Origin of the sequence: Tanticharoenia sakaeratensis NBRC 103193, from assembly GCF_000963885.1 — a bacterium.
In the GTDB taxonomy this organism is placed as follows: Bacteria; Pseudomonadota; Alphaproteobacteria; order Acetobacterales; family Acetobacteraceae; genus Tanticharoenia; species Tanticharoenia sakaeratensis.
In genome coordinates this window covers 92,211-108,011 of the sequence record NZ_BALE01000003.1, presented here as the reverse complement: position 1 = coordinate 108,011, position 15,801 = coordinate 92,211, and the positions used below count along the sequence as shown (strand labels likewise).

13 protein-coding genes are annotated in these 15,801 nt (G+C 66.1%); 8 read left to right on the top strand and 5 right to left on the bottom strand.

The genetic code is table 11. The features are described 5' to 3' along the window. The first annotated feature begins 52 nt into the window (after positions 1-52). The gene (gene nth, locus B8446_RS01195; RefSeq protein WP_241767575.1) at positions 53-733 is read left to right on the top strand and encodes an endonuclease III; all 681 of its coding nucleotides are present in this window, start codon (positions 53-55) and stop codon (positions 731-733) included. A 3-nt stretch (positions 734-736) separates the two neighbouring features. Here the strand turns inward: nth and B8446_RS01190 are convergent, their stop codons facing one another. The 3 genes from B8446_RS01190 to B8446_RS01180 all read right to left on the bottom strand — a co-directional run bounded on the left by B8446_RS01190 (position 737) and on the right by B8446_RS01180 (position 4,497). Further along, entirely contained in the window at positions 737-2,950 is a 2,214-nt protein-coding gene (locus B8446_RS01190; RefSeq protein ID WP_241767574.1) for a ComEC/Rec2 family competence protein, read from the bottom strand. Between the two features lie 449 nt (positions 2,951-3,399). Then, the gene (locus B8446_RS01185; RefSeq protein WP_048846321.1) at positions 3,400-4,143 is read right to left on the bottom strand and encodes an SDR family NAD(P)-dependent oxidoreductase; all 744 of its coding nucleotides are present in this window, start codon (positions 4,141-4,143) and stop codon (positions 3,400-3,402) included. Positions 4,144-4,197: 54 nt separating this feature from the next. Beyond that, entirely contained in the window at positions 4,198-4,497 is a 300-nt protein-coding gene (locus tag B8446_RS01180) for an ArsR/SmtB family transcription factor (RefSeq protein ID WP_048846319.1), read from the bottom strand. A 36-nt stretch (positions 4,498-4,533) separates the two neighbouring features. Here B8446_RS01180 and gltX point away from each other — a divergent pair, with 36 nt between their 5' ends. From gltX to topA, 6 genes are read left to right on the top strand one after another with little or no spacing between them, the layout of a single operon-like run. Next, on the top strand, positions 4,534-5,949 hold the full coding sequence (gene gltX / locus B8446_RS01175; protein WP_048846413.1) for a glutamate--tRNA ligase: 1,416 nt from the start codon (positions 4,534-4,536) through the stop codon (positions 5,947-5,949). A gap of 10 nt (positions 5,950-5,959) precedes the next feature. Continuing rightward, positions 5,960-6,916, top strand: a complete 957-nt coding sequence (locus B8446_RS01170) for an aspartate carbamoyltransferase catalytic subunit (RefSeq protein ID WP_048846411.1) — start codon at positions 5,960-5,962, stop codon at positions 6,914-6,916. Beyond that, positions 6,913-8,193: a dihydroorotase gene (locus B8446_RS01165; RefSeq protein ID WP_048846317.1), complete on the top strand. Its 1,281-nt coding sequence runs from the start codon at positions 6,913-6,915 to the stop codon at positions 8,191-8,193. The genes B8446_RS01170 and B8446_RS01165 overlap by 4 nt, the downstream gene beginning before the upstream one ends. Beyond that, complete coding sequence (plsY, locus tag B8446_RS01160) at positions 8,190-8,846, top strand: glycerol-3-phosphate 1-O-acyltransferase PlsY (RefSeq protein ID WP_048846314.1); 657 nt, start codon at positions 8,190-8,192, stop codon at positions 8,844-8,846. Before B8446_RS01165 ends, plsY begins: the two co-directional genes overlap by 4 nt. Continuing rightward, positions 8,839-9,957, top strand: a complete 1,119-nt coding sequence (dprA, locus tag B8446_RS01155) for a DNA-processing protein DprA (protein WP_048846313.1) — start codon at positions 8,839-8,841, stop codon at positions 9,955-9,957. Before plsY ends, dprA begins: the two co-directional genes overlap by 8 nt. Positions 9,958-10,011: 54 nt before the next feature. Then, positions 10,012-12,699, top strand: a complete 2,688-nt coding sequence (gene topA / locus B8446_RS01150; protein ID WP_048846409.1) for a type I DNA topoisomerase — start codon at positions 10,012-10,014, stop codon at positions 12,697-12,699. A 418-nt stretch (positions 12,700-13,117) separates the two neighbouring features. Here topA and B8446_RS01145 read toward each other — a convergent pair whose 3' ends face one another. Continuing rightward, complete coding sequence (locus B8446_RS01145; RefSeq protein ID WP_048846311.1) at positions 13,118-14,137, bottom strand: zinc-binding alcohol dehydrogenase family protein; 1,020 nt, start codon at positions 14,135-14,137, stop codon at positions 13,118-13,120. A 105-nt stretch (positions 14,138-14,242) separates the two neighbouring features. Between B8446_RS01145 and B8446_RS01140 the strand changes: the two genes are divergently transcribed. Further along, positions 14,243-14,620: a winged helix-turn-helix transcriptional regulator gene (locus B8446_RS01140; protein WP_048846309.1), complete on the top strand. Its 378-nt coding sequence runs from the start codon at positions 14,243-14,245 to the stop codon at positions 14,618-14,620. 119 nt (positions 14,621-14,739) lie between these two features. Here the strand turns inward: B8446_RS01140 and B8446_RS01135 are convergent, their stop codons facing one another. After that, entirely contained in the window at positions 14,740-15,795 is a 1,056-nt protein-coding gene (locus B8446_RS01135) for an NAD(P)-dependent alcohol dehydrogenase (protein ID WP_048846407.1), read from the bottom strand. Between the last annotated feature and the right edge of the window lie 6 nt (positions 15,796-15,801).

Below are 15,801 nucleotides of genomic sequence, written 5' to 3'. Positions count from 1 at the left end.
TCGCTCAACGACCACATCCGCCAGGACCGCATCTTCGAAGGGTCCTGATTCCATGGCGGCGCTGTCGAACACCACGGCGCCCAAGGCAATGAGTGCCGCACGTGCGCGGGCCTTCATCGAGGCACTGGCGGAAGCCAACCCGGAACCGGCGAGCGAACTCGCGTTCACGGATGCCTATACGCTGCTGGTGTCGGTCGTCCTGTCGGCGCAGGCCACCGACAAGTCGGTCAACAAGGCGACGGTCGGGCTGTTTGCCGACGCTCCTGATGCAAGGGCCATGGTGCAACTGGGCGAGGAGGGCATAGCCCGTCATATCCGCACGATCGGCCTGTGGCGGGCCAAGGCGCGCAATGTCCTGAAGCTTTCGGAAATGCTGCTCGAACGTCATGCGGGTGTGGTCCCGCAGGATCGCGAACAGCTCGAGGCATTGCCGGGCGTCGGGCGCAAGACGGCGAACGTCGTGCTCAATGTCGCCTTCGATCGGGATGCGATGGCGGTCGATACCCACATCTTCCGGATCGGCAACCGCACGGGTCTGGCACCGGGCAAGACACCGCGGCAGGTCGAGGACGGGCTGGTCAAGCGCATTCCGAAGCCGCTCCTGCGGCAGGCGCATCACTGGCTGATCCTTCACGGGCGTTACATCTGCAAGGCTCGCCGGCCGGAATGCTGGCACTGCCCGGCTTTCGAACCGTGCGGCTTCCCGGAAAAGTCATCCATGCAGCCGACCTGACGATTACTCCGCCTGCGCCAGCGGCAGATTCGGCGTGCCGCGCCCACCCGGCGGCGGCACCCATGGGCGGACGCCGCGCCATGTGCGGTCGGACAGTATCGTGACGCCCCGTTTCGTCATCCATGCGGCATAGGCGCCGTCACGCCAGACGGAAAACCGGTCAATCACGACGCCCCCCTGACAGGCGCCCCGCGCAGGTGACACGCTGACGAACAGCGCCGCTCCAGAACACAATGCTGCCGGAGGGGACAGGGCACCGTCCGTTCGATCACGAGCCCGCAGGACTACCTCTTGACCATCGAGTGCGATCCGGCACACCTGCGCATCACACGCCTCCGGTAGCGGTGCTTCAGGCAAGGCTGTTGCCTGAAGCCAGTCGCGTGCGGCGGACAGATCCAGACCGCCCGGCCCGCCGATCGCAAGCCTGCCCTCCTGCCGCACGGCGATCAGCCCGGCATCGGGCGCCACGAACAGATCGGGCTTCTGCACCAGGAACGGCGCGCTCAAGGCCAGGACGATCGGCACCAGCGCCAGCAGACGGGCGCGACCGTGCCACAGGCACAGGCCACACAGCGCCACCATATAAAGCAGCAATGCCCAGGACGGCATGGCGGGGACCGGGATCTGTGCCAGCGAGAAGCCGGCGACCCCACGCGCCATCGAGACGATCAGGCCGATGCCGGCAGCCATCAGATGAAGGGCCGGCGCATCAAGACCGAACGGCATCAGCGCGAGCGCACACAGACCAAGTGGCATGACCCATATTGCCGCCAGCGGCACGGCGATCAGGTTGGCCAGCACGAACCACGGCTGCAGCAGCCCGAAATGCGCAAGACTGACCGGCAGCGTCGCAGCACCGGCCAGCAGGCTGGTCAGCCCGAGTGCCGCGACATAGCCGAGAGCCACGCGCCACCACTCTCCTTCACCGCGCAATCGCTCGAGCGGGCGGCGCAGCGTCTCGTATCCCGCGATCAACGCCATGACCGCCGCAAAAGACATCTGAAACGATACATCCAGCACGTTCTCCGGCGAGGCGAGCAACAGCGCCAGCGCGACCAGCGCCAGAGCCCGCATGGACATCACGCGCCGCCCGGTCAGCAGCGCCAGCAGCACGAAGGCCGCCATGCCCAGGCTGCGCAGCGCCGGAAGATGCGCGCCGGTCAGGAGAACGTATCCGGCGCCCGCGATCCATGCGCCGATCGCGGCAATCTCCCGGCAGGGCCAACGCAGCGCCGCATATTCGGACACAGCCAGACCGGATCGTATCGCCACCAGCACCAATCCCATGACGAGACCCAGATGCAGGCCGGCCACCGCCAGCAGATGGGCAAGACCGGATGCCGCGAATACGGCGCGGGTCTGCGGTGCAATCGCCCCCTGCTCTCCCGCCAGCAGGGTCTGGGCGATCGCACCGGACTGGCCGGGCAACACCGTGCCGATACGATGCGCGACCCGCTCACGCACCCGTTCGACAGCATCGCGCAGAAACGCGCCATGGGCATTCGCAATGACAGAGACCGACGACAGGGCGTAACCGCTGCCCGCAGCGCCCGAGAACCACGCGTCTCGCTGCGGATCGCGTCCTCCGGGCCAGGATGGCGGCGACGGCGGACGAAGCAGTGCGCGCATCCGGACCTGCATTCCGGGGGCAACGGCCGTCGTGTCGTCATCACGCAACCGCACCAGCAGAGTGCGCCGTAACGGACGCATGCCGATATCGACCCCCGTTTCGAACACGGCATTTTCCAGACGTACACGGCGCCCTGGCCCCGTGCCGTCGCGCGCCTGCGTCGGCACGACCGCACCCACCGTCGCATTCACGACGACGGCGCGCGTGGGCAACATCGGCATGGGAACTGCGCGATGAGCCGCAAGCCAGGCATCCAGAAAGCCGACACTCAAACACAACACACCAAGGGCAATCAGGCGCGGGAACAAACGGCCCCAACCCAGCCACGCCGCAATCAGGGCCGTGATCGCGATCGCTGCCGGAACAGGCCAGCCACATTCGGCGGAAAGCGCGAAATACGTCACGGCGCCCAATGCGACGGCGACCGGGATCCAACCAACCAGTCGACGTCCTTGCGCAAGCAGGGCCGACGCCAGCCACCCGGGCTCCGGGGGCAGGTCGGTGACGGACGGATCGGCGAGCGTCAGCAGCTCGTCCAGATCGAGGCAGTCCATGTCCTGATGAGCAAGGGATTGTTCGGCGTTCACGCCGCGGACACTGCCACGCGGCGTTCGTTATGAAAACGCGACGGTAGCAGGCTGCCTGCCAACGACCCTTCGGCGCGTCGGCGGTCGGACGTGCATCCGTTTCGGGTGCGAACTGCCTGCGTCCGTATGGCGTATCCTGAAGGGTGAGCAGGCCGGTATCCGCGGTCGGTTTGCGCGGCCTGCCGAACCACGGAGGTTTGCCTGTCAGGTTTTTTGAAGCCTGCCGTCGAGAACGCGGCGGCTCTTGGCAGAATTCCCATGTGGTCAGGACGGTTCAAACAGGCCTTGCGTCGCTGCCCGCTGCCGCCAAGATCCGGCCGATGCACATGCACGTATTGGCATGGTCCGTTGCCGGCCGTTCGCCAAGCCTATCCCGGCCGGGTCATCACCGCGATGTTGCAGGCGTGGACACAGCGATAGCTGCACCCATCGCCCACAATCCGGGTGCGTCAGAGGCCGCCAGAGGCCGCGATCAGTTGTCCCGTCAGCCAACGCGCCTCGTCGGAGGCCAGGAAGACGGCGACCGATGCGATGTCGTCCGGCTTGCCGATGCGCCGAAGCGGCGTCTGCGCCACGAACTGCTCTTCCGCCTCCGAACCCAGGAAGCCAAGCGTCTGGGCACCCTCCGTCGCCACCATGCCCGGATTGATGGCGTTCACGCGAATCCCGCGCGGGCCCAGTTCCTTGGCGTGCGTGTGGGTCAGCGCGTCGACTGCGGCCTTGGTCGCGTTGTAGATCCCGAAATTCTCCGGGGTGATGCGCGAGACGATCGAACTGATGTTGACGATGCTGCCACCGTTCGGCGCCTGTGCCGCAAACGCCTTCGTGGCGAGCAGAACACCCAGCACGTTGATGTTGAAATGATCGTGAAAGGACTGCTCGGTGGATTGTTCGAGCGGAGCGGGACGGAAGATGCCCGCGTTGTTCACCAGAATGTCGATCGGCCCGAATTGTGCCGTCGTCTGGTCGAACAGGGCCGCGATATCGGCCTCGTGCGCGACATTGCCACCGATGGCGAACGCGTCTCCACCGGCCGCCTTGATGCCGGCGACAACGGCATCCGCGCCTTCGCGACTGGACGCATAATTCACCGCGACCCTGGCACCAGCGGCGCCCAGGGCACCGGCAATGGCAGCCCCGATGCCCTTGGATGCACCGGTGACCAGTGCGACCTTTCCGTCAAGCGTACCCATGTTTTCGCTCCATCATTTAGACGATCATCTAATTGATGAGGCTTCGATCCGAGTTCAAGAGGGCAGTCGGAACGATTCGCGCAGATGGTCGACGTAGGCCCGCACCGTCTCCGGGCGGAACGTCAGCCGCAGATGCTTGCCTTCCCGTGCAGTCCCGATCAGGCCAGCCTGCTCCAGTTCGCGCACATGGTGCGACATGGTGGCTGGCGTGATGTTGGCGCACGAGAAGATCTCGCCGCACTGGGCATCGCCGCGCGTGGCTATGGCCTGGAGAATGCCGAAGCGGCGCGGATCGGCCAGGGCCTTGGCGATGCGGGTGAAATCGTAGGCATGCATGAGGCCAAGCTCTATCATGGAAGCATGAGCCGCGCCGTGCTAATGCGCAGGGCCATGACGGTTCGCACGCGCTTCGCCCCCTCGCCCACCGGGCTTTTGCATATTGGCAATGCCCGGGCGGCCCTGTTCAATTTCCTCTTCGCCCGCCACCACGGCGGCGAGTTCCTGCTCAGGATCGAGGACACCGACCGCGAGCGCTCGACGCAGCGTGCCGTGGACGTGATCTTCGACGGCCTGGCGTGGATGGGCATCACGCCGGACGAGGAGCCCGTGTTCCAGTCCACGCGGCAGGACCGCCATACCGAAGTGGCGCTCGACCTGCTGGCGCGCGGCCATGCCTATCGCTGCTACTGCACGCCGGAAGAGCTCAAGGACATGCGCGAGCGCGCCATCGCCGAGAAGCGGCCACCCCGCTACGACGGCACCTGGCGCGACCGTCCCCCGTCCGACTGGCCGCAGGACAAGCCCTATGCCGTGCGCCTCAAGGCGCCGCAGGAGGGCGAGACCGTGATCCACGATCTCGTGCAGGGTGATGTGCGTGTCGCCAACGCCGAGATGGACGACCTGATCATCCTGCGCTCCGACGGCACGCCGACCTATTTGCACGCGGTTGTCGTGGACGATCACGACATGGCCATCACGCATGTCATGCGCGGCGACGATCATCTGACCAACACCTTCCGGCAGGCGATGATCTACCGCGCGATGGGCTGGGATCTGCCGCAGTTCGCCCATCTGCCGCTGATCCACGGGCCGGATGGCGCCAAGCTGTCGAAGCGACATGGCGCGCAGTCGGTCGTCGAGTTCCGCGAGCAGGGCTTCCTGCCCGAAGCGCTTTGCAACTACCTGCTGCGTCTCGGCTGGGGTCATGGCGATACCGAGATCCTCGACCGGGACGAGGCGATCCGCCTGTTCGATATCGACGGGATCGGCCGCTCGCCCTCGCGCATGGACTACGTCAAGCTCGCGCATCTCAACGGCGTCTACATCCGGCAGGCCGACGATGATCGGTTGACACGTGACGTGGCCGAACGGCTTGCGGGTTATGAAGGCGTGACGGCCGACGACGCGCTGGTGGATCGGCTGCGGGTCCTGATGCGGGGGCTCAAGGAGCGCGCGCGCACGCTGGTCGATCTGGCCGACAGCGCAGCCTTCCTCGGGCGCTCCGTGCCGCTCGCCATGGATGCCAAGGCCGAGAAGATCCTGACGCCGGACGCACTGGACGTTCTCAAGCGTCTGGCAGGTGTCATGGCGCTGATCGAGCCGTTCGATGCACCCTCGATCGACGCGGCCCTGCGGGCTTTTGCGGACGAACACGGGCTCAAGCTCGGGCAGGTCGCCCAGCCGCTCCGGGCTGCCATGACCGGCAGCAACACCTCGCCCGGGATAGACCTGACGCTGGCAGCACTCAGGCGCGACGAAGTGCTCGCCCGGATCGGGTCGGTGCTGGGACGTGCCGCCCATGGCTGACACGGCCGCCATGCCGCCGCTTTCCCTCGGGCCTGCGAGTGTCGCATCCGGCCAGCGGCATCTGCTGGGGATCGCAGGCATGACGGCAGCCGAGATCGAACCGTTTCTTGATCTCGCGGAAAGTTATGCGCTGCTGAGCCGCAGCCGGAAGGCGCCGCGCGACCGGCTGCAGGGGCGCACGCTCATCAACCTGTTCTTCGAGGACAGCACGCGCACACGCACGAGCTTCGAACTCGCGGGCAAGCGTCTGGGTGCCGACGTCATCAACATGACGGTCGCCACCTCCTCGGTGAACAAGGGCGAGACGCTGCTCGATACGGCGGCGACCCTGAACGCCATGCGCTGCGATCTTCTCGTGGTGCGCCATGGCATGTCGGGCGCGCCGCAGCTGCTGGCACGCAAGGTCGAGGCCAGCGTGGTGAACGCGGGCGACGGCACGCATGAGCATCCGACGCAGGCGCTGCTCGATGCGCTGACCATCCGACGCCATCTGGGGCGGCTTTCAGGACTCGAGGTCGCGATCTGCGGCGATGTGGGCCATAGCCGGGTCGCGCGGTCCAACATCCATCTGCTGAAGGCGCTCGGATCGTCGGTGCGTGTCGTGGGGCCGCCGACACTGGTGCCGGGAGCGCTCGCGGATCTGGGCGTGAGCGTGCATCACGACATGGAACGCGGGATCGCCGACACGGATGTCGTGATGATGCTGCGTCTGCAGAAGGAGCGCATGGGATCGGGGCTGGTCCCGAGCGAGCGCGAGTATTTCCGCTTCTTCGGTCTTGACCAGCGCCGTCTGGTGCTGGCCAGGCCCGGTGCGCTCGTGATGCACCCGGGACCGATGAACCGTGGCGTGGAAATCGCGTCAGCGGTCGCCGATTCGGACCAGAGCGTCATTCAGGAACAGGTTGAAATGGGAGTCGCGGTGCGCATGGCGGTGCTCGACCGGCTGTCGCGCGGCGGATACGCATGACCACCACCGTCATTCACAATGTGCGCCTGCTCGACCCGTCCTGCGATCTCGACCGGACGGGCCATTTGCTGTTGCGCGATGGCCTGATCGCGGGCCTTGGCGCGGATGGCGACGTCCTGCCGGACGACGCCGAACGGATCGACGGCGAGGGATGCGTGCTGTCTCCGGGCCTTGTGGACATGCGCGTCGCCATCGGCGAGCCGGGGTCGGAATATCGCGAGACGATCGCATCCGCCGCCCGGGCCGCGGTGGCGGGCGGCGTCACCACCATGGCCGTGCTGCCGAATGCGGTGCCCGCGATCGACGATCCGGCGCTGGTGCGGCTCCTGCGCGCACGGGGCGACGAGACGGGCATGGTCACGATCCATCCCTATGGCGCGTTGACCAAGGGTTGCGCGGGCCAGGCAATGGCCGAACTCGGCTTGCTGCAGGAGGCCGGTGCGATCGGCTTTACCGATGGCATCCGGGCGATCGCCGACACGAAGCAGATGCGCAACCTGCTATCCTATGCGCGCGGGATCGGTGCGACCGTCGTGCAGCATCCGGAGGATCCGTCGCTCGCAAGCGGCGGCTGCGCCACGGCGGGAGCGCTTGCGACCCGATTCGGCCTGCCGCAGATCCCCGCCGCCGCCGAAGCCATCCTGATCGCGCGCGATCTCAGACTGGCCGAACTCACAGGTGCGCGCCTGCATTTCGGGCACGTCTCGACGGCGGAAGGCATCGGCCTGATCCGCGAGGCCAAGGCGCGCGGCAGTGCCGTCACCTGTGATACGGCGCCACCCTATTTTGCCCTCAACGAAACGGCGATCGTCGATTTCCGGACCTACGCCAAGCTTTCGCCACCCCTGCGCACGGAAGCGGACCGGATCGGCGTGATCGAAGGACTGGCGGATGGCACAATCGACGCCATCGCGTCTGACCACGCGCCTTCGGATGCGGATGACAAGCGTCTGCCGTTTGCCCAGGCACGCGCGGGCGGTACCGGGCTTGCAACGCTGCTGGGCGTCACGATGTCGCTCGTCCACGCGGGAAGCCTTTCGCTTTCGCGGGCCATGGCCCTTCTGACGGCGGAACCGGCGCGTCTGCTGGGGATCGAGGCGGGGAGCCTCAAAATCGGGGGGCGCGCCGATCTATGCCTGTTCGCACCCGACGAGGCATGGCAGGTCGAGGCAGGTGCCCTGCCGGGCCGCGCACAGAACACGCCGTTTGACGGTGCCGTCCTGCGCGGCCGCGTGCGGGGCACGTGGAAGAACGGACGGCAGGTCTTCGCGGCATGACGGCACTTCCCGCATGGCTTGGCCCGCATCTCGCTGTAGTTGCAGCCATCGCCTATTTTTTGGGCAGCATACCGTTCGGGCTCATCATCTCGCGCCTCGGTGGTGCAGGAGATATCCGCAAGGTCGGTTCAGGCAATATCGGCGCAACGAACGTCCTGCGCACCGGGCGCAAGGGATTGGCGGCGTCGACGCTCCTGCTGGACGCTCTGAAGGGCGTGGCGGCCGTTCTGATCGCCCACTGGATAACGGCGGCCTATACGGATTATGCGCTGGGCGTTGCAGCCTTCATGGCCGTATTCGGACACTGCTTTCCGATCTGGCTGGGATTTCGGGGCGGCAAGGGCGTGGCCACAGGCCTTGGCGTGACCATCGCCCTGTCGCCGCTGACGGGAGCCGCTGCCTGTCTGGTGTGGCTCGCGGTTGCCAAACTGGCGAAAATTTCGTCGGCCGGCGCGCTCTGTGCGTTCGCGCTCATTCCGATCCTGTTGCCCGCGATCAGCGAACACCCGGTCTATTCGCCTGAACCGATGGCGGCGGCAGGCTATGCGATCCTGATCTTCATTCGTCATTACGGGAATATCGTGCGCCTGCTGCGTGGCGAGGAACGTCATATCAACATCGACCCGCCGGCGCAGCGCCATCTCGATGTCTGACCTGACGCGGGTCGATCTCCTGCGGCTGGCCCGCAGCGAGGGAATCGGTCCGGTCAATTTTCAGAGAATGCTCGCGCAGTACCGCACGCCGGGCGCGGCACTCGCCGCCCTGCCGGATCGCGCGATCCGGGCCGGCCGTCCGACGCCCCCGAAAATCCCTTCGCGCGACGCGGCCGAGGCGGAGCTGGCCGGCACAGAGGCTCTGGGCGGACGCATCCTCTTTCGCGGCGATGCGGATTATCCGCCCCTGCTGGCAGCCCTGCCCGATGCACCTGCGGCCCTGAGTGTCCTGGGCAATCCGGCACGGCTGGCGCGCCGGGCCGCAGGCATTGTCGGCGCGCGCAATGCTTCCGCTGCGGGACTGCGGATCGCGGAGTCGCTGAGCGCCGAACTCGCCGCATCCGGGATTCTGATCGTCTCGGGCCTGGCGCGCGGGATCGATGCAGCGGCCCATCGCGCGGCGCTGCATCCGGGCCTGACAGTTGCGGCCATCGCCGGCGGCCTCGACAAGATCTATCCTCCTGAACACGCCGATCTGCAGGCACAGATTGCCGAGCGCGGTTGCGTCGTGACGGAAGCAGCGCTCGGCACCGTCCCGCAGAGCCGTCATTTCCCCAGACGGAACCGGCTGATCGCGGGATTGTCGCTCGGATGCGTGATTGTCGAAGCGGCGCAGAAATCCGGTACATTGATCACAGCCGACCTCGCGCTGCGTTACGGGCGAGAGGTATTTGCGGTGCCGGGCTCACCGCTCGATCCGCGTGCCCGTGGCGGCAATGCGCTTATTCGTGAAGGGGCGCATCTGGTGGAGACCGCGGCTGACGTATTGCGCGATCTGCCGCCTTATCCGGACTTTTCCGCGCCTTTTTCCATGGGCTTTGCCGAGCCGGTCTCGCCCTGGGGCCAGGGCGGTCAGGATGCGTGGTGCGACCTCGACCAGACCCTGAATGTCGTGGTCGGGCTGCTGTCGCCTGTACCGGTGACGGTTGACGAGGTGGTGCAGCGCTGCCAGTTCTCGGTGTCGGCGGTCTTGACGGTGCTGACAGAGCTTGAGCTCGCGGGTCGCGTCGAATTTCTGCCGGGCGGGTTGGTGGCGCTGCTGCCGACCTGAACGAACCAAGCGTGACATGTCTCACGCATGACCGGGACCAGGACCGAGTTTGAGATGACCGATGTAGTCGTGGTCGAAAGCCCCGCGAAGGCCAAGACGATCAACAAGTATCTGGGCGATGACTTCACGGTCCTGGCCTCGTTCGGCCATGTCCGCGATCTGCCGCCCAAGGACGGCAGCGTCCGGCCGGACGAAAACTTCGCGATGGACTGGCAGACGGACGAGCGCGGCTCGCGCCAGATCGCGGCCATCGCCAAGGCGCTGAAGGGGGCGACCAACCTCTATCTCGCGACCGACCCGGATCGCGAAGGCGAGGCCATCTCGTGGCATGTGCGCGCGGCATTGTCGGAAAAGAACCTGCTGCGCGGCATCGACGTCCACCGCGTCACGTTCAACGAGATCACGAAATCGGCGGTCAAGGCCGCGATGGCGGCCCCCCGCGATCTCGACATGCCTCTGATCGAGGCCTATCTGGCCCGCCGCGCGCTCGACTATCTTGTGGGCTTCACGCTCTCGCCCGTCCTGTGGCGCAAGCTGCCGGGCAGCCGGAGTGCGGGCCGTGTGCAGTCCGTGGCCCTGCGGCTGATCTGCGAGCGCGAAGCCGAGATCGAGGTCTTCCGCCCGCGCGAATACTGGACGGTGGCAAGCGCGTTCACGACGCCCGCAGGCGCGGGCTTCAATGCGCGGCTGACGCATCTGGACGGCCGCAAGCTCGACCAGTTCGACCTCAATGATGAGGCATCGGCCCATGCGGCCCGCGATCTCGTGCAGTCCGGACGCTTCACGGTCCGCTCGGTCGAGCCCAAGCGCGTCAAGCGCAACCCGGCGCCGCCGTTCACCACCTCGACGCTGCAGCAGGAAGCCTCGCGCAAGCTGGGCATGGGCGCGCAGGCCACGATGCGCGCGGCCCAGCAGCTGTATGAAGGGATCGACATCGGCGGCGAGACGGTCGGTCTCATCACCTACATGCGAACAGACGGCGTGCAGATGGCGCGGGAGGCCATCTCGTCCATTCGCGGCCATATCGGCGAGGCGTTCGGTCAGAACTACGTGCCGCCGCAGCCGCGCGTCTATTCCACCAAGGCCAAGAATGCGCAGGAAGCCCATGAGGCGATCCGGCCGACCGATGTGACGCGGGCGCCCGATGCGATGCGCGCGCGCCTATCGCCCGAACAGGCAAAGCTCTACGAGCTGATCTGGAAGCGCGCGATGGCATCGCAGATGGCATCGGCCGAGCTTGACCAGGTGACGGTCGAACTGGCCGATGCCTCGGGCAAGACGGTGCTGCGGGCCACCGGCTCGATCGTGGCGTTCGACGGTTTTCTCAAGCTCTATATCGAGGGCCGCGACGACCGCTCCGATGACGACGAGAGCCGGATGCTGCCCGCCATGAAGGCGGGCGACGTGCTGTCGGGCAACAAGGCCACGGCGGAGCAGCATTTCACGCAGCCGCCGCCACGCTATTCGGAAGCATCGCTGGTCAAGAAGATGGAAGAGATCGGCATCGGCCGTCCTTCCACCTATGCCTCGATTCTCGGCGTGCTGCGCGATCGCGCCTATGTCCGCCTCGATAACCGGCGCTTCGTGCCAGAAGATCGCGGCAGGCTGGTGACGGCCTTCCTGACGTCGTTCTTCGAACGCTATGTGGACAGCGGCTTCACCGCGTCCCTCGAGGAGCAGCTCGACGACATTTCGGGCGGCCGCGCGGACTGGCACGACGTCATGGCGGCGTTCTGGCACGATTTCAGCGCGGCGGTCGGCCAGACCAAGGATCTGAAGATCTCGGACGTGATCGACGCGCTCGATCAGGATCTGGGGACGCATTTCTTCCCCGAACGCGCGGACGGTGGCGATCCGCGTCAGTGCACGGCCTGCGGCACAGGGCGGCTCGGGCTGCGTCTGGGCAAGTTCGGCGCGTTCATCGGCTGCTCGAACTACCCGACCTGCCAGTTCACGCGTCGTCTCGTCGCCGAGGATGGCGACAGCGAGACGCTGAAGGACGGCATGAAGGTGCTCGGCGCCGCGCCCAACGGGGACGAGGTGACGCTGCGCCGGGGGCCATACGGGCTTTATATCCAGCAAGGCGAGCCCAACCCGGAGGACAAGAAGGCCAAGCCGAAGCGCGCCAACCTCCCGCGCGGCGTGACGGCCGACACGTTAACGCTGGAGCAGGCGCTCGGGCTTCTGTCGCTGCCGCGTGTGGTCGGCCCGCATCCGGAAACGGGCGAGATCATCGAAGCGGGCATCGGGCGCTTCGGCCCGTATGTGAAGATGGGTGCGATCTACGGCACGCTGGATGCGGACGACGACGTCCTGACGGTCGGGCTCAATCGCGCGGTGGACAGCCTCGCGAAGAAGCTCGCCTCGATCCGCAATCTGGGTGTTCATCCGAAGGATCGCGAGCCGGTCATGGTCCGCAAGGGTCGCTTCGGGCCCTATATCCAGCATGGCCAGACGGTAGCCAACCTGCCGAAAGGCACGGAGATAGATGCGATCACGCTGGATGAAGCCGTGGAACTGCTCGCAGAAAAGGGCAAGCCCCTGAAGCCCAAGGCCGGCTCGAAGGCCGGCGGGAGGAAGACGGCGGCCAAATCGACGACGAAGACGGCCAAGGCCTCCACCAAGGACGCTGCAAGCGCAGAACCCAAGGCGGCCAAACCCAAGGCCACGAAGGCGACGACTACGCGCAAGACCGCGGCCAAGACGACAGCACCCGCCAAGCGGAAAGCTGCTGCCTCGTAAGAACGCCGTTTTCTGCAAGCCCGGCAAGAGCTCTAGTACCCACCGGGATTGCAGGACCGGCTAACGACATCCTTGGGCCTTGGTCGCCAAAAGTATTGCGCGACCAAGGCAAGGCTACTGCCCCGGATAAAGTAAGTCGTGTCTGCTGCCCGTTCACGCGGACGCACTCACGAGCCCCGGCGTCGGACGGGATGCAGCGTTGAACGGAACCTCTCGAACCGGACGCTCATGACGAGCAGCATCGCCAGGAACGTGTGAGGCGTCGCTCCACTCAGCAATCAAAATCGTCCAGGACACCCGGCGTCGATACAAACCGGGCTTGTCGACACACGCGTCGGTGCGAAACCGCCCTGCCGCACCTCTTCTGCCAAACAGGGCGGCCGCCCGTGACGTGTCTCTCGGGCTTCTGGCCTTGGGTTCAGGCCCCGAAGCCTTCCAGCACAAGCTTGCCGCGCACCGTGCTGCTTTCGAGCCTGCGGTGTGCCTCCTTCAGATTGGCCGCATTGATCGGGCCGAGCACGTCCGACAACGTCGTCTTCAGCACGCCCTCGTCAACCAGACGCGCGACGTCGGCCAGGATTTCACCCTGACGTCCCATATCCGGTGTCTGGAACAGCGAACGGGTGAACATGAACTCCCAATGCACCGAAGCGCTTTTGCGCTTGAAGGGGTTGATGTCTAGCGTCGCCGGATCATCGATGACGCCGAAGCGGCCCTGAGGGGCGATCAGGTCGGCGATATCGGCCAGATGGACATCGGTATGGGTCGTCGAAAACACGACGCCGGGCGCGCCGAGCCCGAGATCCTTCACACTGCGTGCAATCGACGTGCGGTGATCGATCACGTGATGCGCGCCCATGTCCCTGGTCCATGCCGTTGTTTCGGGACGCGAGGCCGTGCCGATGACGGTGAGGTCCGTCAGATGCCGGGCCAGCTGGATCGCGATCGAGCCCACGCCGCCGGCCCCGCCGACGATCAGCACGGCGGACGCAGCCCCGGGGACCGTCGTCTTCAGATCCAGCCGGTCGAACAGCATTTCCCAGGCCGTGACGGCCGTCAGTGGCAAGGCCGCTGCCTGTGCCCAGTTCAGGGATTTCGGCTTCAACGCGACCAGCCGCTCGTCCACGCACTGGAACTCGGCGTTGCTGCCCGGCGGCATCATGGCCCCGGAATAATAGACTTCATCGCCCGGTTTGAAGCCGGAGACATCCGGGCCGACGGCTGTAACGACGCCGGACGCATCCCAGCCGAGCACGCGCCACTGGCCCGGCTCCGGCTCCTGCCGCACGCGCAGCTTGGTGTCGACGGGATTGACCGAGACGGCCCTGACCGCGACCAGCAGGTCGCGCGGCCCGGGTGTCGGGCGGTCAAGCGTGATGTCCACAAGCGAATCGTCCGCCTCGATTGGACGGGAGTGCTGATATCCCACGGCGCGCATCAAAACTCTCCTTGTCAGGTTCTGCGACATCAGAGAAGGATGTATGGGCCGCGTGCGCAAGTACGCACGGAATTCGCCCATATGGCCGAAAAGGATAGTGTCCGCATGCCGAGAGTGACCCGACGCGACATGACATGCGCGCCCGGCTGTGCCGTGGAGGCGGCCCTTCAGTTCATCGACGGGAAATGGAAAGGCGTCATCCTGTTCCATCTGCTGGAAGACGGGATCACGCGGTTCAATGCCCTGCACCGCCGGTTCCCGGGACTGACGCCCCGGATGCTGACAGCCCAGCTTCGTGATCTGGAGGCGTGCGGGCTGATCGAACGCGTCGTGTATCCGCAGGTGCCGCCACGCGTGGAGTATGGACTCACACCGCTCGGGCGTACGCTGGAGCCGGCCCTGCGGACACTGAAAAGCTGGGGCGAGACGCATGCGCCGGATGTCATGGCAAAACTGGAGGCCGATGCGGCGCGGGCCGCCTGAGCCGCACTCAGGATCGTTGGGACGTAGACCGTGCGGCCCGGAAGCTTCTTGCTCTCCCGGTTGCCGCACTGTCGAAGGTCATGCCGATGGGAAAGCGAGGCCGAAGCCTCGCTGTCAGATCACGCCGCCTTGGGCATCGTCGCCATGTCGATGACGAAGCGATATTTCACATCGGACGCGATCATGCGCTCGTAGGCCTCGTTGATCTCGTCCATTGCGATCATCTCGATGTCGGCGGTGATGCCGTGTTCGCCGCAGAAATCGAGCATCTCCTGCGTCTCGGCGATGCCGCCGATCAGCGAACCCGCGAAGGTGCGACGCTTGCCGACCAGGCTGAACATCTGAACCTCGATCGGCTTCTCGGGCAGGCCGACCTGCACCAGCGCGCCGTCGAGGCGCAGCAGAGCGAAATAGGCGTTGATGTCGTGCTGGGCCGAAACGCAATCCAGGATGAAGTCGAAGCGCCCGGCTTCGGCTTTCATCGCATCCGCATCCCTGGAGATGACCACGCGATGGGCGCCCAGACGCCGGCCGTCCTCCGCCTTGTTGGCTGAGGTTGTGAACAGCGTGACCTCAGCCCCCATCGCGACGGCGAGCTTCACGCCCATATGGCCCAGACCGCCAAGGCCCACGACGCCGACGCGCTTGCCGGGGCCGATGCCCCAGTGCCGCAGCGGCGACCACGTCGTGATGCCGGCACACAGCAGCGGGGCCGCGGCAGCCAGATCGAGACCTTCGGGAATGCGCAGAACGAAGTCCTGATCCACCACGACAGCCTGCGCATAGCCACCGAACGTATGGCTCAGGCCGCCAATATCGGGGCTGTTGTAGGTGAAGCGCGCGCCCGGTTCGCAATACTGCTCGAGGCCCGCCCGGCAGGATTCGCACTCCCGACACGAGTCGACCATGCAGCCCACGCCAACCTGATCGCCGACCTTGTACTTCGTGACCTCCGCACCGACTTCGGCAACCCGACCGACAATCTCGTGCCCCGGGACGCAAGGGTACAGCGTCCCCGGCCATTCGCTGCGGGCCGTATGAATGTCGGAGTGGCAGACGCCGCAATGCGTGATGTCAATGCGGACGTCGCGCGGGCCGGGATCGCGTCGGTCGAGAGAAAACGGCGCAAGACGCGCGTCGGCGGCGGTAGCGGCATAGCCGGTGCAGGCGAACATGGCAGG